Source organism: Pseudoalteromonas luteoviolacea (genome assembly GCF_001750165.1).
GTDB classification, from domain to species: domain Bacteria; phylum Pseudomonadota; class Gammaproteobacteria; order Enterobacterales; family Alteromonadaceae; genus Pseudoalteromonas; species Pseudoalteromonas luteoviolacea_G.
The window spans coordinates 1640530-1663224 of the sequence record NZ_CP015411.1; the positions used below are offsets into that span (position 1 = coordinate 1640530).

At 42.2% G+C, this 22695-nt stretch carries 18 protein-coding genes; 11 read left to right on the top strand and 7 right to left on the bottom strand.

Going from position 1 to position 22695, the window contains the following annotated elements; genetic code table 11:
- Window positions 1–165 precede the first annotated feature (165 nt).
- On the top strand, window positions 166–990 hold the full coding sequence (locus S4054249_RS07095; protein ID WP_046358171.1) for a glucosaminidase domain-containing protein: 825 nt from the start codon (window positions 166–168) through the stop codon (window positions 988–990).
- Window positions 980–1624, top strand: coding sequence for a DUF2987 domain-containing protein (locus S4054249_RS07100; protein ID WP_046358172.1), 645 nt, complete (start codon window positions 980–982; stop codon window positions 1622–1624). The genes S4054249_RS07095 and S4054249_RS07100 overlap by 11 nt, the downstream gene beginning before the upstream one ends.
- An 89-nt stretch (window positions 1625–1713) precedes the next feature.
- Here S4054249_RS07100 and S4054249_RS07105 read toward each other — a convergent pair whose 3' ends face one another.
- Together S4054249_RS07105 and S4054249_RS07110 are read right to left on the bottom strand one after the other, a co-directional pair.
- Window positions 1714–2880, bottom strand: a complete 1167-nt coding sequence (locus tag S4054249_RS07105; RefSeq protein ID WP_046358201.1) for a putative manganese transporter — start codon at window positions 2878–2880, stop codon at window positions 1714–1716.
- Between the two features lie 72 nt (window positions 2881–2952).
- Window positions 2953–4581 (bottom strand): M28 family metallopeptidase, encoded by a 1629-nt coding sequence (locus S4054249_RS07110; protein ID WP_046358173.1) that lies wholly within the window; start codon window positions 4579–4581, stop codon window positions 2953–2955.
- A 193-nt stretch (window positions 4582–4774) separates the two neighbouring features.
- Here S4054249_RS07110 and S4054249_RS07115 point away from each other — a divergent pair, with 193 nt between their 5' ends.
- The 3 genes from S4054249_RS07115 to S4054249_RS07125 are packed head-to-tail and all read left to right on the top strand — an operon-like array spanning window position 4775 to window position 7575.
- A complete protein-coding gene (locus S4054249_RS07115; RefSeq protein ID WP_046358174.1) occupies window positions 4775–5617 on the top strand; it encodes a DUF3025 domain-containing protein in 843 nt (280 codons plus the stop codon).
- Window positions 5583–6371 carry an ATP-binding cassette domain-containing protein gene (locus S4054249_RS07120; protein WP_046358175.1) on the top strand — a complete coding sequence of 263 codons (789 nt, stop codon included), beginning with the start codon at window positions 5583–5585 and terminating at the stop codon, window positions 6369–6371. Before S4054249_RS07115 ends, S4054249_RS07120 begins: the two co-directional genes overlap by 35 nt.
- On the top strand, window positions 6364–7575 hold the full coding sequence (locus S4054249_RS07125; RefSeq protein WP_046358176.1) for an ABC transporter permease: 1212 nt from the start codon (window positions 6364–6366) through the stop codon (window positions 7573–7575). The genes S4054249_RS07120 and S4054249_RS07125 overlap by 8 nt, the downstream gene beginning before the upstream one ends.
- A gap of 15 nt (window positions 7576–7590) precedes the next feature.
- Here the strand turns inward: S4054249_RS07125 and S4054249_RS07130 are convergent, their stop codons facing one another.
- The 3 genes from S4054249_RS07130 to tsaA form a co-directional block, all read right to left on the bottom strand.
- Window positions 7591–8391 (bottom strand): UDP-2,3-diacylglucosamine diphosphatase, encoded by an 801-nt coding sequence (locus S4054249_RS07130; RefSeq protein ID WP_046358177.1) that lies wholly within the window; start codon window positions 8389–8391, stop codon window positions 7591–7593.
- Between the two features lie 153 nt (window positions 8392–8544).
- Window positions 8545–10266 (bottom strand): proline--tRNA ligase, encoded by a 1722-nt coding sequence (locus S4054249_RS07135; RefSeq protein ID WP_063881467.1) that lies wholly within the window; start codon window positions 10264–10266, stop codon window positions 8545–8547.
- Window positions 10267–10360: 94 nt separating this feature from the next.
- Window positions 10361–11092: a tRNA (N6-threonylcarbamoyladenosine(37)-N6)-methyltransferase TrmO gene (gene tsaA, locus S4054249_RS07140; protein ID WP_419555209.1), complete on the bottom strand. Its 732-nt coding sequence runs from the start codon at window positions 11090–11092 to the stop codon at window positions 10361–10363.
- 94 nt (window positions 11093–11186) lie between these two features.
- Here tsaA and S4054249_RS07145 point away from each other — a divergent pair, with 94 nt between their 5' ends.
- From S4054249_RS07145 to S4054249_RS07160, 4 genes are all read left to right on the top strand, one after another.
- Window positions 11187–11690 carry a hypothetical protein gene (locus S4054249_RS07145; protein ID WP_155401419.1) on the top strand — a complete coding sequence of 168 codons (504 nt, stop codon included), beginning with the start codon at window positions 11187–11189 and terminating at the stop codon, window positions 11688–11690.
- A 193-nt stretch (window positions 11691–11883) separates the two neighbouring features.
- Complete coding sequence (locus S4054249_RS07150) at window positions 11884–12756, top strand: helix-turn-helix domain-containing protein (protein WP_046358181.1); 873 nt, start codon at window positions 11884–11886, stop codon at window positions 12754–12756.
- Window positions 12757–12849: 93 nt separating this feature from the next.
- Entirely contained in the window at window positions 12850–13227 is a 378-nt protein-coding gene (locus tag S4054249_RS07155) for a hypothetical protein (RefSeq protein WP_046358182.1), read from the top strand.
- Window positions 13228–13493: 266 nt separating this feature from the next.
- Complete coding sequence (locus S4054249_RS07160) at window positions 13494–15323, top strand: hypothetical protein (protein ID WP_046358183.1); 1830 nt, start codon at window positions 13494–13496, stop codon at window positions 15321–15323.
- A 389-nt stretch (window positions 15324–15712) separates the two neighbouring features.
- Here the strand turns inward: S4054249_RS07160 and S4054249_RS07165 are convergent, their stop codons facing one another.
- The gene (locus tag S4054249_RS07165; RefSeq protein ID WP_145924985.1) at window positions 15713–17884 is read right to left on the bottom strand and encodes a M3 family metallopeptidase; all 2172 of its coding nucleotides are present in this window, start codon (window positions 17882–17884) and stop codon (window positions 15713–15715) included.
- Between the two features lie 450 nt (window positions 17885–18334).
- Here S4054249_RS07165 and S4054249_RS07170 point away from each other — a divergent pair, with 450 nt between their 5' ends.
- Entirely contained in the window at window positions 18335–19909 is a 1575-nt protein-coding gene (locus S4054249_RS07170; RefSeq protein ID WP_052961152.1) for an alkaline phosphatase, read from the top strand.
- A 162-nt stretch (window positions 19910–20071) separates the two neighbouring features.
- On the top strand, window positions 20072–20560 hold the full coding sequence (locus S4054249_RS07175; protein ID WP_046358184.1) for a hypothetical protein: 489 nt from the start codon (window positions 20072–20074) through the stop codon (window positions 20558–20560).
- A gap of 94 nt (window positions 20561–20654) precedes the next feature.
- Here S4054249_RS07175 and S4054249_RS07180 read toward each other — a convergent pair whose 3' ends face one another.
- Window positions 20655–22643 carry a TonB-dependent receptor plug domain-containing protein gene (locus tag S4054249_RS07180; protein ID WP_046358185.1) on the bottom strand — a complete coding sequence of 663 codons (1989 nt, stop codon included), beginning with the start codon at window positions 22641–22643 and terminating at the stop codon, window positions 20655–20657.
- Window positions 22644–22695: the final 52 nt, after the last annotated feature.

Below are 22695 nucleotides of genomic sequence, written 5' to 3' on the forward strand. Positions count from 1 at the left end.
TAGGAAAAAGCTCATTTTAGCGACGGATTGGCATAAATTCGCGTTTAACGACTATTGTTGCTATAATCGGTCGCCGTTTTATGAGATGAACTAAGTACAACGAGTCTTTCTCTGACAAAGGAAGTTCAGATAGCTCGTTTGGTAGGTACTAGTGAGAGGAGAATCATGCGTTCTAATTTGATTAAGATTTTATTAATTGCTGTCTCTTTGTACGCAATTATTTATCCATTTATAACTGAACCACCGGAAAAGCCAGAGCCAATAGAAGTACCAGAAGTTATCGTTGAGATCCCTGAAGTCGAAATACCTGAGCAGCCACTTCATAATGTGCAACTTCCTGACTTTGGCTCGATCAAAGATATCGCAACTAAGAAAAAAACTTTTTTCGACTTTATCAAACCTCATGTAGAGGCCGAAAATAAGGTGATACTGCAACAAAGAGCCAGTATTGAGATTGCACTCATGATGTTGCAGTTTGAAGAGCTGCTCAGTGATGTGCAAATTGAACGGGTGCAAACTATTTTTCAACTTTATAAGATAGATCAAAGTGAGATCACTTCTGAGAGTTTAAAATTGGCCCTTGATAGAGTTGATATTATACCCAAAGAGTTGGCATTAATGCAGGCGGCCAATGAATCTGCTTGGGGTACATCTCGGTTTGCACGTATTGGTTTAAACTTTTTTGGGCAGTGGTGTTATCGTTCGGGGTGCGGGATGATCCCGAAGCGTCGTGCTGATGAGGCCGCGCATGAAGTGGCGGCATTTAAATCGGTCAGGGCATCGGTTACCTCGTATTTTAGAAATATAAATACACATGATGCATACCGAGAGCTCCGCGCAGTTCGCGCACAGTTGAGGGCGGATAAAAAAGAGATCATTGCAACGGCTTTAACCCCGGGTTTAATGTCATACTCTGAACGTGGACAAGATTACATTGAAGAACTCAATGATATGATCAGACATAACAAGGCTTATTTTGATGAAGAATAGGATCTTACCATTGCTGCTGTTATCTAGCAGCTTTGGTTGTTTCGCTGAAGAGTTTGTAGCCTCCTATGAGGGCTTTTATGACCGCCTCAAGGTGGTCAAAAAAGGTGATTTTGAGTTTGCTCGAGTGAACTTCTACTTGGTTGAAGGTGAGAGTAAAAGGCCATGCACCATTGCAGAGGGAAACATAGTTACTGAGCAAACTTCAATGCCGCTGCACTATACTGAAAATGCACAGTTGATGTTACCAATTGACGAAAAGCTTGATAAAGACAAAGCGGTGGTAGTTGTAAAACCTGAGACTGCGACTTATTGCGAGATTAAGATCCAAATTGAATCTGCATACTTTGAAAACCAGCATTTAACAAAGCACAAGCTATATCAACTACACACAGAGTTTGAGACGCTATTGAGCGATTTATCAGGTGTATTTGTGGGTAAGCTATTGTCTTTCATATTGCCTGATCAAAACGGTGTTACGGTGGAGTTTGAAAACGATGTCGCTTTAAGTGGTGAGGGCGTCAGCTGCGAATTGAATCGTTGCCGTTTTCATGTAAATGACAGCTGGGAAAATGATGATACTCGATTCAACGTGCTTGCTAACTTGGTCAGTGTTAAACCTTGGATAGAAAAGTAACTTAACGAGTTCGATAAATAACAGATATGAAAAAGCGACCATGAGGTCGCTTTTTTGTTCTGGTTGTGAATATGCTAATTGAAAATTGGTTAGGGTAGGTTCCAGTAGTAAATACCGTACCCGACAAACAAAGCTGGAATTGCTGAATAGGCAGTTGCTAAAAGTGCTGCCTTTGGTGCCAGTGCAATCGCAGGGAATAGCGCATCGCCATCATTGGCTACAGCATTGGCTGCCAGTGCACTAAATGGCAATACACCCTGAATATATAGGCTGGTTACCACGATTTGCGGACCACAACCTGGCAGTAATCCGATCATAATCGCAATAAGCGGCGCGTAAATCGCATATTCTGTGAACCAAGCTGCTAAGTCTAAGCCAAATAACGCGACCGATAGTTCGTAAATCATAAAGCTTGCCACAACCCATGCAGTGACAAAATGCGTGTCTTGAAGGATTTTAGCTAATCGAGAAGGGGGTTTAACCTCTTCTTCTTCTGCCGTAATTTGCTTATAAGTTTTACCTTTAGATGACAGCGCCCATATAACCACTGCAAAGATAGCCATGCCCGCACCCAGCAGTTCGATAGGTTGTTCAAACTGACCCAAGTCCATGTTAAATGCCATTACTAACGAAATCGCAATACAAGGAAATAACACAATTTTCCATACTGGTTCACTCATGCGTACTGCAAAAGTGGGTGGGTCGCAGTCTTCTACTTGTTTGTCGTTGGCTTTGGGCCTGCAGTAATCCGCTTTGTGAAAAAGGTTAACAGCCAAGCCGCTAATAGTGCCTACTGCAATACCTAACAAAATGATGCTCATGCCCTCAAGCGGTTTTTTAGCTAAAAGTAAAAATGCCGCATCACCCATGGTGGCTGTCAAAACCGCTACAACAGAAGCGAAGCTTGCTTGCCCTTTGGTAAATTGAGTTACGACGATGATGGCGCCGCCACATCCGGGTAAAGCGCCAAGCACTGCTGCCATGGTGACTTCAAGCGCTGGAGATTTTTTGTTTAAGTAACTGAGTTCTAACTGAGGGAGTTTTTCAACGAGGTAATAATAAATTGCCAAGGTACCAGCAACAAACACACTGACTTGGAAAAAAGCGTCTGCTAGTGTGCCTAACGCGATGTCACGGATAGGTGCATAAAATAAAGTTGCTATCAATAATAGCGGGAGAATCAACCGCTTATTTGCTGCCAAATAGGCAAATTGAGAAGCCGCCTTGAACGGATAAGAACGAGAGTATGAGAGCATATAGTGCAACCGGTAACCTAATAACAGTTGCACTTTAGTGTTAAATTAAATGAAAATCAATATCATTTCCATTTATTTTCTTTGAAACTCAGATGTTGCACTCCAAGTTGGCCACGCTTCTTCTTGAGAAATTAAGTAACCAGCTTTGAAAAATAGTTGAAGATCTTGGACTGCGCCACTGAGATCCCACTCTTTTCTATAGCGATCGCATGGCTGATGGTAACAACCTCGTAGCACAAGGCTCATGCGCTTACGGTATTTTGCTGTAGCATCGTCGAATGGTTCATGGCCGCCACCTGCATACATAGCTGGGATACCCATGTTAGCAAAAGCAAAGTGGTCTGAACGATAGTAAATACCTGCAGATGGGTTTGACTCATTGGAGATTGAACGGTTTTGCTCATCAGCCACTTCTTTAAGTACGCCATCTAGTGATGATTTACCAAGGCCAACAACGCTGATGTCTTTTACTTTACCAAGTAAGTTAAGGGCATCTAGGTTGATATTTGCAACGGTCTGGTTTGCTGGGATCACAGGTGTTTCAGCGTAGAATTTAGAGCCTAGTAAACCTTGCTCTTCTGCGGTGACCGCTAAGAAGGTGATCGAACGATCAGGGCGCTGCGGTAATTTAGCGAATGCCTCTGCCACTTCAATGATGCCGCCTGTGCCTGTCGCATTATCGTGTGCACCGTTATAAATTTTATCGCCTTTGCGGTTAGGATCGACACCTAGGTGATCCCAGTGCGCAGAGTAAATGATGTGCTCATCAGATTTTTTAGCACCCGGTAGCGTGGCGATAAAGTTATATGATACTGATTTTTTGATAGTGCTTTTCACATCGACAGACGCAGTTAAGCCGCCCATGTCTACATGATATGCACCTTCAGCAGCTTTCTTTTTGGCATCTTCAAAGTTTAGGCCCGCATCTGCAAAGAGCTCTTTTGCAACATCAACGCTGATCCAACCTTCAACCGCAACGCGGTCCATGTTGTTGTTCTCTTTTTGGAAGCCAAACTGCTCACCGCTCCAAGAGTTCTCAACCACTTCCCATGGATAAGATGCTGGCGCTGTTTCATGAATAATGATGGCACCAGCTGCACCTTGACGGCTTGCCTCTTCATATTTGTATGTCCAACGTCCATAGTAAGTCATGGTATTACCGTTAAACACTTTAGGGTCTTTTGTTGCGTAGCCCGGATCATTTACCAGCATAACAACTGTTTTGCCTTTTACATCCAAACCTTCGTAGTCATTCCAGCCATATTCTGGCGCATTGACGCCATAGCCCACGAATACTAACTCTGAGTTGTTTAGAGACTGTGCAGGGCTGATACGGCTTGTGCCCATCACCATGCCTTTTTTGTACGGGTAGCTGCGCTCACCGATTTTTAGCGTCATGTTAGGATCGGCTTCGATTGATACCAGCGGTACCTCTTGCAAAAAGCTATTGCCGTTGCCTGGTTCATAACCTAATGCTTTGAAATGTTTAGTCAAATAAGCAAGCGTTAGTTCTTCGCCTTTGCTTGATGGCGCGCGGCCTTCAAATTCGTCAGAGGCAAGCGTTTTGATGTGTTCACCTAGTTGCACGGCATTAATACTATTATATGCCGTGACAATGTCTTCAGGTGTGTTGCTTTTTGTCGTTGCACAGCCTGCTAAAATGGCAAGCGACAGAGCACTCAGTGTTAATTTTAGTTTCATGACCTTTCTTTTTTATGAGATTACTTCCAGGCTAATTAATACCATAATTGCAAAGTAAATTCGACTTTAGCCGATGTATGGTGCTAGTTAGATGGAAAAGTACGCAGACGTTATTTATCTTTTTGCGCCCTCGCGTGTATTTGGTAAAATGCGCGCAATAGTACAATTTGCGAAATGAGCACGCACAGTCAGCATGAAAAAGTTTACTCCCCCTGAAAATTGGCAAAATCAATTGTTTGCGCAAGCCCCTTTTGCGCATTTACAGGCAATATTTAATTTACAAGCCTTTGATACCTGGCCAAGCTTTGAATGGTTAAATGGGCAAACTAATCAGCAAAACGCGCAGGGTAAGCATATTGTTTTTACTGAAAATAGTAAGCTGGAAGAAGAAACACGCTACTACGAGGAGATCATTGCGCAAACTGGTCAGATACCAACGCGAGAAAATAACTGGCATGACTTTTTCGGGGCGATGATCTGGTGTTTATTTCCAAAAACGAAAAGTCTACTTAATAAACTGCATATTGAAGAAATTGCGCAGCACGGATTAAAAGAGCGCAGCCGCAAACGCAATGCATTAACCTTGTTTGATGAATGCGGATTGGTACTCGCGGTGCCTCATATGCAATGGCAAGAAGATTTGCGTTCGCATTTATGGCATGACGCATTTTTTGTACATAAGGATAAGTGGCATAAAGAAGCTCGACCTTTTATTTTTGGCCATGCCAATTACGAAATGCTGACCAATCCGTTCATCGGACTTACGGGTAAGCTGCTATGTATTCAAGTTGACGAGTCTTTTGCTGCACTCCCTTTACTTGAGCAATACGCACACTTGGATAGCCGCGTGGTTGAGTTGATCACAACGGATAAGGTGTTGGATGACAATAAACAGATGTCACCCATTCCTCTGCTGGGCATACCTGATTGGCACTTTGACACGCAAGATGAAGCGTTTTATGCGAATGAAAACTACTTTAGACCTAAGAGAAGGAAGATAAGTGATAGTAGTAAACGGACTGAAAAAACGCTTTAAGCTCGCAAAAGAGTTAGAAAATACCACCAGTCGTGGTGATGCAAGGCAGCGTGATGGCTTCTTTCACTCTGTAGAAGATGTGTCTTTTCGCTGTGATAGAGGTGAAGTATTGGGGTTGCTTGGCCCCAATGGCGCGGGCAAAACTACCACGTTACGCATGTTATCAACCGCCCTCAAACCTGATGCAGGCAGCATTGAAATATCTGGACATAACATTGTGAAACATCCCTTGAAAGGTCGTAAAGCCATTGGCTTTTTGTCTGGTACAACGGGTTTATATGGACGTTTAACGGCAAAAGAGAATGTCGAGTACTTTGCCAAATTGCATGGTTTAAAAGGCAAAGCCCTCAAAGTACGTTGTGATGAATTATTTAGTCAATTAGCGATGGACGACTTTTTAGATAAACGCGCTGAGCATTTATCAACAGGCATGAAACAAAAAACCAATATTGCCCGAGCTGTGGTGCACCAACCTGATGTCGTTGTGCTGGATGAGCCAACCACAGGCTTAGATATTATGACCAAGCAAACCATTATACAGTTTATTCGTGAGCTCAAATCTGCGCATACCCCAGTGGTGTTTTCTACCCATCACCTTGATGAAATCGCTTTATTATGTGATAGCGTGTGCTTGATAGATAAAGGCCAAAGTCGTTTTTCTGGCAGTATTGAGGCGTTTAAAACAGCTGGGCAGAGTACTGAGCTAAACGATGCGTTTTTAAATATTGTGAATCACGGATGTGCAGATGTTTGAAGTATTTTTAAAGGAAGTCAAAGAGCTACTGCGTGATAGAAAAACGCTGTTTTTCGTCATTGCTCTGCCAATCGTTATCTTTCCTATCTTATTTGCTTTACTTGGGTTTTTAGCGTCAAAAACTACCTTTGAAGCGGAGCAAAAGGTGCATACTTACTACCTTGCCAATGCAGAACATTCATCAGAGTTCGAGCAAATGCTGTTTTATCATAAAAGCTTTAAACCGTATGAAGGAGATGAGCAGTTTGACAGCATCGATGCATTAAAAGCCGCTGTAAAGGCGGGGAAAATAGATGTTGGTATTGAGATCCCCAAGCCACAGGTTAAGCCGTTGACAACTACACCTGAGCAAGTCATCTGGCATGTGGTATTTAATGATGCTCAATCGATTAACTTTGTATATAAGCGATTGGAGAAGCTTATTAATAAATACGCTGCAGGCGTTCGTTCTGCTACGTTAGAAGCATTAGGGGCGCCTAAATCTCATCATAGTGCAATTCTAAAACCGATCACCATTACCAAAGTGGATACCGCAGATAAACGTGAAAACTACGGTGAAAAGCTCGGTGCATTAATCCCTTATATGTTGATCCCGCTTGTTTTAATGGGCGCAAGTTACCCTGCGATTGATTTGGGCGCAGGTGAAAAAGAGCGTGGGACTCTTGAAACTCTGTTGTTGACACCTGTCACGCGCACACAGCTGGTACTGGGTAAGTTTTTAACAATATTAGCCAGTTCTATTGCCTGTGCTTTGGTGACCGTCTCTAGTATGGCTATTTGGATAAGCATTGCAGGTGGAATAGGGATATTGGATACCATTAAAGATGCATTTTCGAGTGTGAGGTTTGCAGACTTTATGCTGATTTTTGCACTGCTACTGCCTGTGGCTGTGATGCTCTCATCCTTGGTGTTGGCAATTTCAATCTATGCACGCTCGTTTAAAGAGGCACAAAACTATATGGGGCCGCTGAGTATGTTGGTGTTTGTGCCCATTGTCGTGTCAGTGATGCCAAATATGTCGCTCAATACCACCACAGCTTGGATCCCCATTACCAATGTATCCTTAGCGATTAAAGAGATCATCAAAGGCACTGTTGACTACAGTGCCGTGGTGATGATTTTTGTTGCATCAGCACTGCTTGCAGGGGCATTGCTGATGTTTTGTATACGCTGGTTTAGCAAAGAGTCCGTGTTATTTAGATAGCAATTTAGATAGCAATTAGGCGGCTTTGACGCCGTCTAAATTTTGTGTGTCTAACTCAACGACATTCAATACTTTTTGTATATCAGACCAATGCAATAGCTCAATGCGCCCTTGCTCATTTTCAACAAGTGCCGTGCAGTTTTCGATCCAGTCACCGTCATTACAATATACGATGCCGTCGGTGACATTAATTCTGGGCTGGTGAATATGGCCACAGATAATGCCATCCATACCTTGTTTTTTTGCTTCGTGCACAGCGGCTTGTTCAAATGCGGCGATGGCTGCACGAGCTTTATGCACCCTGTTTTTAAGCCAAGAGGCCAGCGACCAATAGTGTCCGCCATAGAGCTTACGCACGCGGTTGGTCCAACGATTTAAAAACAGTAAAAAATCATAGGCTTGATCGCCAATAATGCTGATTAATTTGTTGTAGCGGGTGGCCGAGTCAAAATCATCGCCGTGTAGCAATAAGAAACGCTTACCTGCTGAGGTGGTATGCACGTATGTGTGGTGCACTTCAACATTAAACAGTGTCATATCCACATAATTGCGAAACGTCTCGTCGTGGTTACCCGGGATATAAATAACACGCGTACCGGACTCTGCTTTTTTCTGAATACATTCTAAAACTTGATAGTGGCTTGGGTGCCAGTAGAATTGCCTTTTTAAAGACCAAAGATCTACGATATCACCCACTAAATACAAGGTATCGCAGCGAGTACAATTTAAGAAGTCCAATAAGAATTCAGCTTTACAGTCTTTATAACCGAGGTGCACATCTGAAATCCATATGCTGGGGTAGTAAGTTTGCTCCATCTTGTTTACTCTCAAGCGTAATAATGTCTACGGTAAAGGCACGAGATGACAAACGTTTATCAGTATTGAGACGCTAAGATGACATTTTCTTCAAAGGTTGCGCTCAAAAACAAAAAACGCGCCATTTAGGCGCGTTTTTAAAATTGGGAAGAGTTAAGCCATTAGCTTAGTGATTTCAGCAACCGCTGAGTCAATGTCTAACATGACTTTTTCACCAGTACGGCGGTTTTTCAGCTCAACCTGATTGTTATCAAGGTTACGCTCACCAATGACTAAGGTGAATGGTACACCCACGAGTTCCATATCGTTGAACATGACGCCTGGGCGCTCTTTACGATCGTCAAACAATACTTCAAGACCTGCTGCTTTTAAGTCCGCATAAAACTTTTCTGCGATATCAGGAATACGGTGAGACTTATGCATGTTCATCGGAACGATTGCAATATCGAACGGCGCAAGGGCTTGTGGCCACTTAATACCAAACTTATCGTGGTTTTGTTCAATCGCCGCAGCCACGATGCGTGATACACCAATACCGTAACAACCCATGGTCATAACTTGGTTTTTACCGCTTTCGCCTAGTACGCCGGCATTCATTGCTTCTGAATACTTGCTACCAAGTTGGAAGATATGACCCACTTCAATACCGCGTTTGATTTGCAAAGTGCCTTGACCACACGGGCTTGGATCGCCTTCAACCACGTTACGAATGTCAGCAGTTGTGAACTCGGCTACATCGCGTCCCCAGTTAATCCCACTGTAGTGCACACCGTCTTTGTTTGCACCTGCAACAAAGTCAGACATAACAGCAGCGCTGTGGTCAACAATCACTGGCATATCAAGGCCAACTGGGCCAAGTGAGCCAGGTTTTGCACCAATTGCAGCAACGATGTCTTCTTCTTTTGCCATTTCAAGCGGAGAGTCAACAAGCGGTAGCTTTTCAGCTTTTAGCTCGTTTAATTCGTGATCGCCACGAACGATTAATGCAACCAGACCACGCTCACCGTCTTCGTTTTCAGCGCCGTATACAATCAGTGTTTTAACGCCTTTGTGCGCTTTAACACCGTGTTGCTCAGCAAGCTCTGCGATGGTTTTTGCGTTTGGTGTATCAAATGTATTCAGTTCTTTGCTTGGCTCTGCGCGCTCAGTTGTAGGTGCCAGTGCTTCAGCTTTTTCGATGTTTGCCGCGTAATCACTTTCTGTGCTAAACGCGATAGCATCTTCACCAGACTCTGCAAGTACATGGAATTCGTGTGATACGCTGCCACCAATTGAACCTGTGTCAGCAATAACTGGACGGTAATCTAGACCTAGGCGCTCAAAAATATTGCAGTATGCTTGGTGCATCACTTGATATGTTTTTTCAAGACAAGCGTCATCTAGGTGGAAAGAGTAAGCATCTTTCATTGTGAATTCACGTGCACGCATTACACCAAAACGCGGACGTACTTCATCACGTACTTTAGTTTGTACTTGATAAAGTGTTAAAGGCAATTGCTTATAGCTGCTTACTTCTTTACGTACAAAGTCAGTGATCACTTCTTCGTGTGTTGGGCCAAGTGCAAATGGACGATTGTGGCGATCAGTAATTCTTAATAGCTCTGGACCAAACTGTTCCCAGCGGCCAGATTCTTCCCACAGATCAGCAGGCTGGATGATAGGCATCAACATTTCGATTGCGCCAGCTTTTTCCATTTCCTCGCGTACAATAGTTTCTACGTTACGAAGTACTTTTAAACCTGACGGTAACCAAGTGTATAAGCCTGAAGCGAGTTTGCGGATCATACCCGCACGTAGCATTAGCTGGTGGCTGACCACCTCGGCATCAGAAGGCGTCTCTTTTTGAGTCGCTAAAATATATTGACTGGTACGCATGCTTGTTCCGTTCAATGTTATGTGTTTTTAATTAGGCACGTAGTTTAACAGTGCCTAAGGTGCTTAAAAAGAGTTATTTTCGCTGTAAAGATATTTAATCTTGTGGTTTTTTGGCTGTTTGCGGCTTCTCAGCGCTCACTTCGATGACATGGTTATGTTCATCTTCAACTTGCCAGCGAATATTGAATTCGTAAAGACTCATGCCATAGCTTTGTGTTTGTAGTTTTTTCTTTTTGTAAGCTGGTCTTGGATCTTGCTTTAAGACATTGCTGATAAAGTTCATTAGCTCCGGATATTGGCGCTGTTTTTGAATAAAGTCTTGAGCTTGCTCGCTAAAAGAGACCGTCATTTCTGTTTCGGGGCGTGTATCGGCAAATCCAGCTGAGGCATCTTGCAGTGCATCTGAATAGGGCAGATAAGGCTTTATATCGACAATTGGCGTGCCATCGAGTAAATCGATGCCAGAGAGCAGCAGCGCCAACTGACCATTTTTATACTCGACACCTTCTAACTTTACTGCGCTCATGCCTATGCCATTCGGCCTAAAGGTTGCGCGAGTAGCAAATACGCCTTTGCGCTCATTACCACCAAGTCTGGGTGGGCGCACTAGTGCTGAATAGCCTTTGTCAGCGGTTTCGTGGAATCTAAATAGCAGCCAAAGGTGTGTGAATTCTTCAATGCCTCGTACAAACTCTTCACGGTTAAATGCTTCACCGAATATCAGCTTTGCGGTGGCCTCTGGTACTAGCCTTGGTTGTCTTGGAATGGCAAATTTTTGCTTGTATGGAGATTCTATATGGCCAATGGCTTCAACTTCAAATTGCACGATAGCAGGCTCTGTAGATTAAAAGCCGTATTGTATCGCTTTGTATATGGCGCAACAAATTTAAATTTTATAACAGGGCGTGTAATAAAGTGTAATGTACACCGGAAAAATTACCCGCATAATTATCCTAAAAAACGAAACGGATAAAGCGATGTACTTTGCGCGATTTGGCGAACAGATGTTGACAAGTGATGAAATGGAACTAATTGGTGAAAGAGCCCTTGGTTTTAAAAACAGCATTACCCCTATATCGAGAGAACAGGGTAAACGTAAAAGCTTAAATAAGCCAACTCACAGCAACGAAGAAATTGCTGCGTTTATGGAGGTAGCTATACGCGCATGTAAAAAACATCTTTGCCAAAACAGCCCTATCCGCAGTGCCGTTATTTTGGAGCTGCAAAAAAATAGACAGGGGCTTATGAATACCTTTAATGGTATAAAAGAGGGCACTTTGAGTCCCCGAAAACTTGATTCTTTATTACAGGGTTATACTGAGTCTATTTGTGCAAAACTACTCCCAGAAACCTTACTGCCTGCAAGTAATCTAAGAAAAGCGGTCAGTACCATCTTATTTGAAGTAGCCAGAGAGAGTGTATAAAACCCAATGGCATGCTAATAGCCATAAAAACAGTTCGACAAGTTGATCAAACTTAGGCTTTAGAGTGCACTGTGAATGAGTTCATGTGTTCACAATGTGCGTATTAAACTCCTCAGCGTTAAGGTATATAGGCAAGACAGACACAACCCATTCCTTTACACTGTTTGATACCCCATAAAATTGACTCAGTAAGATGACACCAGAACACAAAGCAGTTTTAAAGACCCTGCGCTACAACGCTCAAGTGGTGGTAGGACTCAGGCAGTTTTCTGCGCCCTTTACTTATCAAGATGGTTTAGTCAATGAAGCTCGGTTGATCCATATTTTCAAAGGGCAATCATCGTTAATTTGCGCTGGTAAAACCATCTCTTTAAAGCCTGGGGATACGTTACTGATGAAGGCGGATAACTTCATTAATCGTTGGTTGGACAGCCCACAGGGTAACGCAGTTGAATTTGTGGGAGTAAGGTTAACACAGTCTTTCATTCAATCGATATATCAGAATACATTGCCGCAGAGATTTGTGGGCGCTCACTCAAACTTAAACGATTCACACTGTGGTTCAGCCGCGGTGCTCCCAAAACACACGTTACTTAATGGGTATTTTACACTGCTAAAACAGTATGTTTCTCAACCAGATGACATCACAGAGACTTTAATCGTCTTAAAGATACAAGAACTGATAGAGCTCATCATGCAAGTTGATGTTAGCGATCAAATCACGTCTTTATTGAGTGAACTTTTTATTCCTAATCAACCTAAGTTACAGCAGGTTGTACAGACACATTTATATTCTCCTTTAAAGGTCGAAGAAATGGCGTTTTTATGCCATATGAGCACATCGACCTTTAATCGGAAATTCAAACAAGTTTATGGTACGAGTGCCAATAAGTACCTTGTGATAAAGCGCTTAGAAAAGGCGGCGCAGTTAATAAACACCACTAATGATCGTGTCACAGATATTGCGCTTGAGTGTGGCTTTGAAGAGCTTAGTTACTTTTCAAGGGCGTTTAAACAGCACTTTAATGTCACGCCTACCGAGTTGAGAAAAGCTCGGTCTGACTGAATAGTGCAAATCAGTGACCGAATAGTGCAAGTTACGCTTAGTCAGTTCAAATAACATGTTTGTTATTAACTAACAGAGATATAGGCACTTTTTATGATCAAATTCGCACAAGTTTTATGTGGCATATTTGTACTTATTTTAGGCTCGGCGGCATTAACGGCCATGTTATTTCCTTCCTTTATTAATGAACCCAGTGGTTTTAATGCCGTTACAGATTATGGGCTTACTAACTTACGTACACTGGGTGCACCCACTTTGAGTTTAGCTATCATTACTGCCATAGGTATTTATAAAAAAGCATGGTTACTTATTTTACCTGCATCTATGTATTTCTTTTTTAACTTTATAGCGAGAGTTATTTCAACGATAGTCGAGGGGTACGATCCTGTGATGCTGTTTGGTTTATTGTTTACGTTCACCTTATTTTTATCTTCACAGGTTGCATTGCAGATATTTAGAAAAGCAGATTAGCTAAATAGATTTAAATTGCATTACTTAAGATAAATAAACATGTGAAAATATTTTTTAAAAATTAAATTAAAAAGAGAGGCTCTGTTTATTAAATGATAGATGGGGCTTTTTATGATTAAATTTATTTTCTTTTAGTAATGATTTAAAAAAGTTCTTTGTATGTTTACTAGTTGTTGTTTTTTTGTGTTATTTGTTTTTTGTATTGAGGTGTGGGTTTTGTTTTATGTAAAATATAATTAATTTATATTTAAAGACTATAATTTTACATGAAAAAGATTTTTTTATCGGGCTTATTAGCCTCAATGCTTTCAGGTTGTGGTGGTTCAGACTCAGAGCCTACGTCAAATACAGCGCCTACACTTGTTGGTAATTTAGAGCAAGAAGTACTCGCGTTGGAGTCGGGTATATTCACATTTACTCTAGATGACAAAGAGTTAGATAATATAACTGTGACAACATCAAATGCCCCTCATTGGATCGTTAATACAGACAAGGAAAATACATTAACGATTACGGCGACTCCAGACTTACTTGCTGTAGGAGAACATACGTTTACCGTAACGCTTTCTGATGGGAAAGACCGTGCTGACTACAATTTAAAAATCTCGGTCAAAGACAATCCAGAAAAGTGGGAAGAGATCGATATTCACTATGACTCATTAGTTGGCGGTTGGGAAAGCCAAGATAAACAAGCTATTTTTGCTTTTAATAGTGCACAGCAAGGTGTGTCTATCCTCAATAACCAGTTTACTTATCTCGCATACGAGAATGAGGGCACAGACGCACCAGGTTTTTATAAATTAAACTGCTATGTTGAAAAATTTGAATGTGGGGAAGGGGATCTCGGCCGTCACGCATTTCCGTTTCGAATTATTGCACAATCTGATTCCAAGCTACGTGTTGTATTTGAAGATGCGACTGAACATCAGCAGGTAACAACGCTTACGAAGCAAGAGTCACCACAAATCTCAAAAACAATGCAGTATCACGTCCCTTCAAATGGCTATATTAATTACGAAAACTTATTAATGGGAGAGATTGATTTTGAAGGTCAAAGTGCAGTCCTGTCTTTGAATATCAATCAACAATATTTTGGTGGCACGCACCAGTTAGATCAAGCTTTAGTACGCGCTGAGATAATCGATAATCAGACTGTTAGTATTCATAACGACGATAATAAAGTGCGTTATAATGATTACTTCAGTGAACCTACAAGCAAGAAGCTCACACACTATATTTTCAAACATAAATATAATTCGTTAAAGTTGCTATATAGCTCTGATGACTATGCGGTTTTTGATATTGAAATTAGTCGAGAGCTATCTTCAGCAGAAGGGTTTAGCGGTGAGATTAGTGATGATGTTAAAGCGCAAATAGAGGCAACGTTTGTCAGTGAAAATAGCATCAGTGTGATAGCTAGCGCGAAGAAAACAGCAAACATGACCCCAGAGCAGGGTAAAAAATATGTATCAACGTTTTATTTAGATAATGACATTGAATCCATCTTATCGAAGCGAAGCCGAGTGAGTTACTTTACTATAATTGATGAGCTTTCAAGCAAAATAGAGCTGGGTACTTTGTTTCAAAATCCGGTCGAGAAAGAAGCAATGATCACAGTGTTTGATGCTAAATTGGCAATCGAATACCAAGGTATCAATACAGAAGTAGATTTTGTAAAAATAGCTAATAATAACGACACATTTCTAGCTAGTCATGCAGTTGAAGGTTATGGAGAAACATACTCAAGATTTTTAAGTATCCTGTCCGAAGTGAACGATAGTATAAATAAAGAGAGTTTTATCAATCGCAGCTTTAAAGGCGACTCAGGCTCGGTATATGAGTTCTCAGAGACCACTTTGAAAATTCATAAAACAGCTTCAACGTTTTCTGAATATAAGGTTATTTATCAAGATGATGGCAGTGTGATTGCAACGCAATGCCCACAAGAGCTGGTAAATAATATGTGTCCAGAAGAGGAGTGGAGTACGACTCAGTACAAAATGGTACAAGAGTCATTGAATCACGTAGTTATACACGAGCAACTCTATTTGGGTGATGTAAATATGAGTAATGTTTATAAGATGACGAAACTATAGTATTTAACTGAAAAGGGCTGCTAAATGCAGCTCTTTTTCTTGCTACCATGGTTATTCCCCCATACCAGAGCATGGTTCTGCCACTCATATGCTTAAAGTAAACTTCAATTTATTGATTATATTTTTTTGTTGTTAAATTTACACAGGCGCTTTTTTTCAGGGGATTTTAGATAAATGATTCTGATTAAATCGCAAACAGGTGAACACTGATAGTTTCAATATTTGGTTGTTCAGAGAACACAAAGGTGATGGCGCTATTTATTTACGTTTTATTGGTAATCCAAGGGCATTGATTTACTGCGTGTCAAACTAAATTTTAAAAAGGGGCAACCTGAACTAACGGGAAAAGTAAAGCCGAAGTACAGTGACTTCGGCTTTGGCGTTAAGACTTAGTCTAAGCCTCTGTTACGCAATAGTGCGTCAGTGGTTGGTTTTCTGCCTCTGAAGCCTTCATATGCTTCAAAGTAGTCCAATGTATCACCACGGCTGTAGATGAACTGATATAGGCGCTCGGCAGTTTCTTTGTCGAAGATGTCTTTCTTCTCAAGGAACGCGTCAAAACCGTCCGCATCTAAGATTTCAGACCACATGTATGCATAGTATGCTGATGAGTAACCACCGGCAAAGATATGACCGAAGTGTGTACTGCGGTGGCGCATGATGATTTCTTCAGGCTTACCGTAGCCAGTCAGGATCTTGTTTTCAAATGCGCGAACATCTAGATCTTTGACATCAGTCAGCTGGTGGTATGCCATATCAACGAGTGCAGACGCGGTAAATTCAACAGTTGCAAAACCTTGGTTGAACGTGCCAGCTTGCTTGATTTTCTCAAGCAATTCTTCAGGCATTGGCTTGTTCGTTTTGTAATGCAATGCAAACTTTTTCAGCATTTCAGGCTGAGCAATGAAGTGCTCAAATAACTGTGCCGGGAACTCAACCCAGTCACGAGGTACATTTGTACCAGAAAGCGTTGGGTAAGTTACGTTAGATAGTAGACCGTGAAGTGCGTGACCAAATTCGTGGAATAACGTTACGGCATCTGAGTAACTCATTAACGTAGGCTCACCTTCAGCAGGCTTGTTTAAGTTCATGTTGTTCAGAATAAGCGGCTTAACGTCACCAGCAAGCTTTTGCTGAGAGCGGAATGAGCTCATCCAAGCACCTGAACGCTTTGTTGAACGTGCGTAGTAGTCACCATAGAATAGGCCGATTGCTTTACCTGCTTTGTCTTGTACTTCCCAAACGCGAACAACTGGGTTGTATACAGGGATATCAGTACGCTCAACGAACTTAAGACCGAATAGGCGCTCAGCTGTGTAGAACTGAGCTTCGATCATGTTGTTTAGTTCAAAGTATTCAGCGATTTGACCTTGGTCTAGGTCAAATTTTGCTTTACGTACTTTTTCTGCGTAATAGCGCCAATCCCATGCTTCAAGCTTGTGCGTAACGCCCTCAGCTGCCATCAGCTCTTTGATCCATTCACGCTCTTGTTCTGCTTTTTCAACAGCTGGTTCCCATACTTTTAATAGTAGGTCCATTGCTGTCTCAGGCTTACTCGCCATTGAGTTAGTTAGTACATACTCAGAGTGATGTTTGTAACCTAATAGTTGAGCGCGTTTTGAACGAAGTTCGACGATTTCTGCAATGATAGCTTTGTTATCAAATTCATTGTCGTTGTCACCACGGTTTGCCCAACCTTTGAACGCTTTTTCACGAAGGTCGCGTCTGTCAGAAAATTGTAGGAAAGGCTGAACACTAGAGCGGTTAAGCGTAATGACATATTTACCAGATAGGTCTCTTGCCGCGGCCGCCGCTGCTGCTGCATCACGTTGAGCCTGAGGTAAGCCTGCTAAGTCAGATTCTTCTAATACTAAAGTGAAAGCGCGTGAATCATTCAGTGAATTTTGGCCAAACTCAGTAGTTAGCGATGAAAGACGTTCATTAATCTTGGCAAATTCAGCGCGCTCTTCACCAGTAAGCTTCGCACCTGAACGCACAAAGCTATTGTAAACACGCTCAAGTAAACGCGTTTGCTCAGCATTCAATAGTGCTGATTTGCGGTTGTCATAGACTGTTGCAATGCGTTTGAAAAGTGCTTCATTCATACGAATGTCGCTATAGTGACGTGTTAGCATTGGTGAGATTTCACGCTGTAGAGACTGCATTTCGTCATTTGATTCAGTATTGGCTAGGTTACCAAATACCATTGAAACGCGGTTTAGCGTTGAACCTGCCAACTCCATTGCTGCGATGGTATTATCAAAATCAGCCGTGCGCTCATTCTCAGTGATCGCATCAATCTCTTTTTTGTGCTCAACAATTGCTTGATTAAATGCAGGTAAGAAATGCTCAGTTTTGATGTCACCAAGTGGCGGTGCACCAAATGGTGTGTTCCATTCTTGGAAGAATGGGTTTTGTGCAATATTGCTTGCAGCAGCTTTTGAAGATGCCGTATCCGTTGCTTCTACTTGTGCCGTTTGCTGCTGCTCTGGCGCGTCTGAACAACCGTTCAGTAACATGGCTGCTGATATAGCTAGAGCCAAATGAGTTTTTCTTAACACTGGATTTCCCCTAGTAAAGGTAGTGAAATTTAATATTTTTAGTTGTTCCTAGATGATACATAATAACAATACGGCATTGTTGGACTTTATCGCATAAAACTAACAGTTGAACCGAAAATACACTTATAAGGTACAAATTGTGCTTATTGTTGCAAATTATCAGTCAATAAAGTGGATCAAGATTTATGCATTTTCCTTGGTCTAGCATTCCTATTTTTGTTCTTAAGGCCAATTGATTTACTACTCTGATCTTGTTGTTGAGTAATTGTTTTGTCTCTCTTGGGCACAATTGAAAAATACTTGTTGTCAATTCAAGTGGATTATAATGTTATTTTATAACATAACGCAATTCGGCTGCTTTGTTATACAACTGGTCGCATGTTTCTTACAACGGTAATTTAGCGTTGATATATTTTTGTAGCCATAAATTTATTGAACGAACAGATCAAAATGCAAAAATTCTTTAAGCCAACTCTCATCACGGCCATGCTGCTAACAGCCTCCTGTACCATGTTGCCTGACTCAACACCTAAGGTCTCGGATTCAAGTGGTCCTAAGAATATTATTTTAATGGTGTCTGATGGTATTGGGTTTAATGGTTGGTTAGCTGCGGATTACTATCAAGGACTAGCTGGTCGGCAAACGTATCAAGTTCAACGTCCAGACGGCACTAAGCCATTAGTGCTTGGTCTGGCACACAGCGCGTTAAACTTAATTGATGAAAACGGTAATACCTTAGCCAGAGGTACAGATTTATCAAAAGCCGCTGGGGCAGTTGATCAAGGCTACGATCCGCAAACGCGTTGGCAACGATTTGAAAATGCCATGCTTAATGATTATTTGGAGTCGGGCAGTTATACCTCTTACACGGACAGTGCTGCTGCTGGGACTGCTTTGATGAGTGGCCGAAAGACTTCTGTAGGGCGCATTAATATGGATTGGAGTAATAGTGAGGAGTTTGACACGATTGCACAAATTGCGATGAAACAGGGTTTATCTGCCGGTACAGTGACATCTGTGATGGTTTCACACGCAACGCCTGCGGCGGCGGTTGCACACAATGTTTCTCGTAACAACTACGCCGAAATATTTAATGAGATGCATGACTCTGGGCTGTCGGTAATCATGGGAGCGGGTCACCCTGTGTATGACTCAAGTGGTGAGTTGAAAGCGTCAGAAAAGCAAACTTTTAAATATGTTGGTGGGGAGCAAACCTATCATGCAATCCGTGAAAACTCCGATGAGAAAACCTCGCGTTATATTGACTCAAAATCTGAGTTTGAAGCTTTGGCGCAAGGAAAAGCGCTGCCTGAGCGTGTAATAGGCATTGTTCGTTCAGGTTCAACTTTACAGGCTAGTCGAACTGGCTTAAATGACGCACATACGCCTTCAGGTATGGCATACAATAACAATGTACCAAGTTTGGCCACCATGAGTGTTGGCGCATTGAATGTATTGAACCAAGATCAAGACGGCTTTTTTGCGATGATTGAAGGTGGCGCTGTTGATTGGATGGGGCACGCTAATAACATGCCTCGATTTATTGAAGAGCAAATTGATTTTAACCAAGCGGTTGATGCGGTAGTTAAATGGGTTGAAACCAATTCTAGCTGGAACGAAACTTTGCTGATTATCACCTCTGATCACGAATGTGGTGGTATTTGGGGAGAGGGCACTTGGACAAACGGTCAAGGTGGTGCTGTGGCAATGGATCGAAGCAAAGAATCTTTACAAACAGCACGGTTTAATCCTGCTGAAGACCAATTTAATGCCTTTTTAGCAGTGCAAAACCGTGGTAAAGGCAATATACCAGGATACCAATGGGCATCACGAAATCACACCAACGAATTAGTACCACTTTGGGTCATTGGCAAAGGCGCTGACAGTTTTAATGAGTTCATCCGCACAGATCCGAAAGCTGCGAAGCTTTGGGGTGAGCATTATAAATGGAATGGAAATTATGTAGATAACACCAGTGTGTTTGAAGTGATGGAAGCCGCAATATTGCGATCTGCCAATAAATAGTTGCTCAATTATCCCGCAAGTATACTGTGTTCGTATGCTTACGTTGCATAGATTGGCACATCTAACGGTTTGCTTTTTAGATATCCCTTATAAACACTGTTTAAATATACAGTGTTTGTGGTATTGTGTATCAAAATTAAAAACAAACAACAGGAAAAAGCCATGCTTCAAGCACTAGAGCACAATGAACCAAAGGATTTTGATTTTATTATTGGCGATTGGCAAGTGAAACACCGTCGATTAAAAGATATTCTCAGTGGCGCGCAGGAGTGGATTGAATTTGACGGGCAGTCATCGACAGTTAAAACGCTGGGTGGGTTTGGCAATGTGGAAGACAACCATTTACATATGCCTAATGAATCTGTGAGAGCGAAAGCGATACGCTCTTATAACAGTCAAACCAATGAGTGGTCTATTTGGTGGCTTGATGGACGAAATCCAACCGCAATGGATACGCCGGTAGTGGGTCAATTTTCTAACGGCGTCGGGCGTTTTTATGCTGATGAGGTATATAACGGAGTGCCAATTAAAGTCAGGTTTGTATGGGATTCAACTAACCCTGAAATGCCAACTTGGCAACAAGCATTTTCTAAAGATGGTGGCGAAACATGGGAAGTGAATTGGAAGATGGAATTTACTCGAGTACAGTAACGCTTACCTCTATTTGCTAGTCACTTATAAAGTTGATGAGATAGGGAAATAGACGCTCATCTATTTCCCTTATTGCTAGCTATCAAATTTACCGCTAGCCAAATGTCACTCTAATCCCCGCATTGACGGTGAATCCATCATTTCGAGACCAAATATCGGTTGTCCAACGTCCACTAGATGCTTGTTGTGGGAGCACTAAAGCGTAGTCTTTTGTTTGGCGAACATTTAATAAGTTTTCTGCATTTAAAAACCAACTGACATTACCCAGCGTGATTTGACCGAGCAACCCTAAGTGCCAATAAGGATCGCTATTGTCTAAATATGGATTGTTTTCTAGTTTTTGTGTACCAGTGTAATATGCTTCGAACCCGACTAAGTGACTGCCATGCTCTTCCCACATGATCACCGCACCAGCCGAGTGCCTTGGTGTTAAAGCAAGAGGCTCTTGACCAAAGCTTATTAATGTCTCTTTACTGGCATCGGTATATAAGTAGCTGGCGGTCAATTTAATGTCATGCCAACGATAACGTAGTAACAATTCAGTGCCGCGAATTTCACTTTGTCCAGATGCATTGATGATACGCACAGTTTTACCAGATAAGGTACTAAGATTGTCCAGCGGTTCAAGTTCCGTGACATTATCTACGTCAGAGGCAAATAAAGTGATGCTGGCCTCAACATTATTGAAAGTATAGCCAATATCAATGGATGCAGTGGTTGCGCGCTCGGCGTCTAAGTCTGATATCGGTGCAAGTCGAGAAAGACCTGTATCGTCAATGTCTTCGATAAAGGGGGTTGGTGCAAAGAACCCTTTTCCGTATGAGCCGCGAACAGTCCAATCACTTGGGTTGTAGAGCACTGAAACTCGAGGACTAAACTGCGTGCCATATTCACTGTGCCAATCAGCTCGGGCGCTTAATGACATAGCAATGTCGTGAGTGATGTCATAGTCTAATTGTGAAAATAAGCCTGGAACTTCAAACGTATAGTTAAACTCAGGGTAATTATCTGATGAAAACTTATCGCTTTGATGCGCAATACCTACTAGCCAGGCCACGTCATCTGTATAGCCTGATAAGCTCGTTTCAAGCAGGTAGCTTTCATGCGTATCATTTTCCAGTACTTGGCCGTATTGATGCTCGTGATCTTGATGCATTGCTGCACCTCTCACATTCAGGTTGAATATCTCACCAAGCGGTTGCTCAAAAATGAAGCCGCTGTCGAGTCTTGTTGTATCTTGTGCTTGAACAAATGGCTGTCCATCAGGCATGACTGCACCTTCAAGTGTACCGGCTGTGCGCTGCTCCGTCATGGCGCCAAACGTGGCATATAAATTTGCACCGTTGTCATTAGACCAATATAGTCGAGGCCGCATAGTTGCTCTGTTATACGCGGCCATATCTATCCAACCATCATGATCAAGGTCTTTTGCAGCTTGGTGATGAGCACCTGCGGTTATGGAGGTACTGATCTCATCTGTTACTGGCGAAGCGACATAAGCTGTGATGTCTTGGCCATCTTTAGAGGTGGCATTAAACAAAACTTCTCCTTCAAACTCGTCAGAAGGCGTTCGCGATATTAGATTGATAACACCGCCAAGTGCCGAGCCGCCGTAAAGTGATGATGCAGAGCCTTTAATGATTTCTACATTGGCAAGGTCTGTTGGTGGGATCTGAAGTAATCCGATTGATGTGCTTTGGCCGCCGTATAAAGGTAAGCCGTCGCTTAATAGCTGGGTATAACGGCCGTATAAGCCTTGCAATCTAATATTGGCACTGCCCAAAGCAGGGGACGTATTTTGTACTCTGACGCCTCCGGTTTCAGCAACCAACATTGAAATATTGCCCGGCCTCATCAGTGCTTTTTCTTGCACTTCTTCAGCATTGATGACTTCGGTTCGTGTCGCTGACTCTGTCACGATTCGACCAAGTCTAGATGCGGTAACTTGGATTTTCTCAACGTGTTTATTGTTATGGTCGTGGTGGTCACCATGGTTTTTTTCATGATGGTGATGTTCACCCGCGTAAGATACACATGGCAGCAGCATCGCCGATATGGCGATTGTAGAATAGGTGTTTAGCATTTTTACCTCTAAGCATGCGAAAACAGGTCGCATATTGCGCAAAATTATTTAA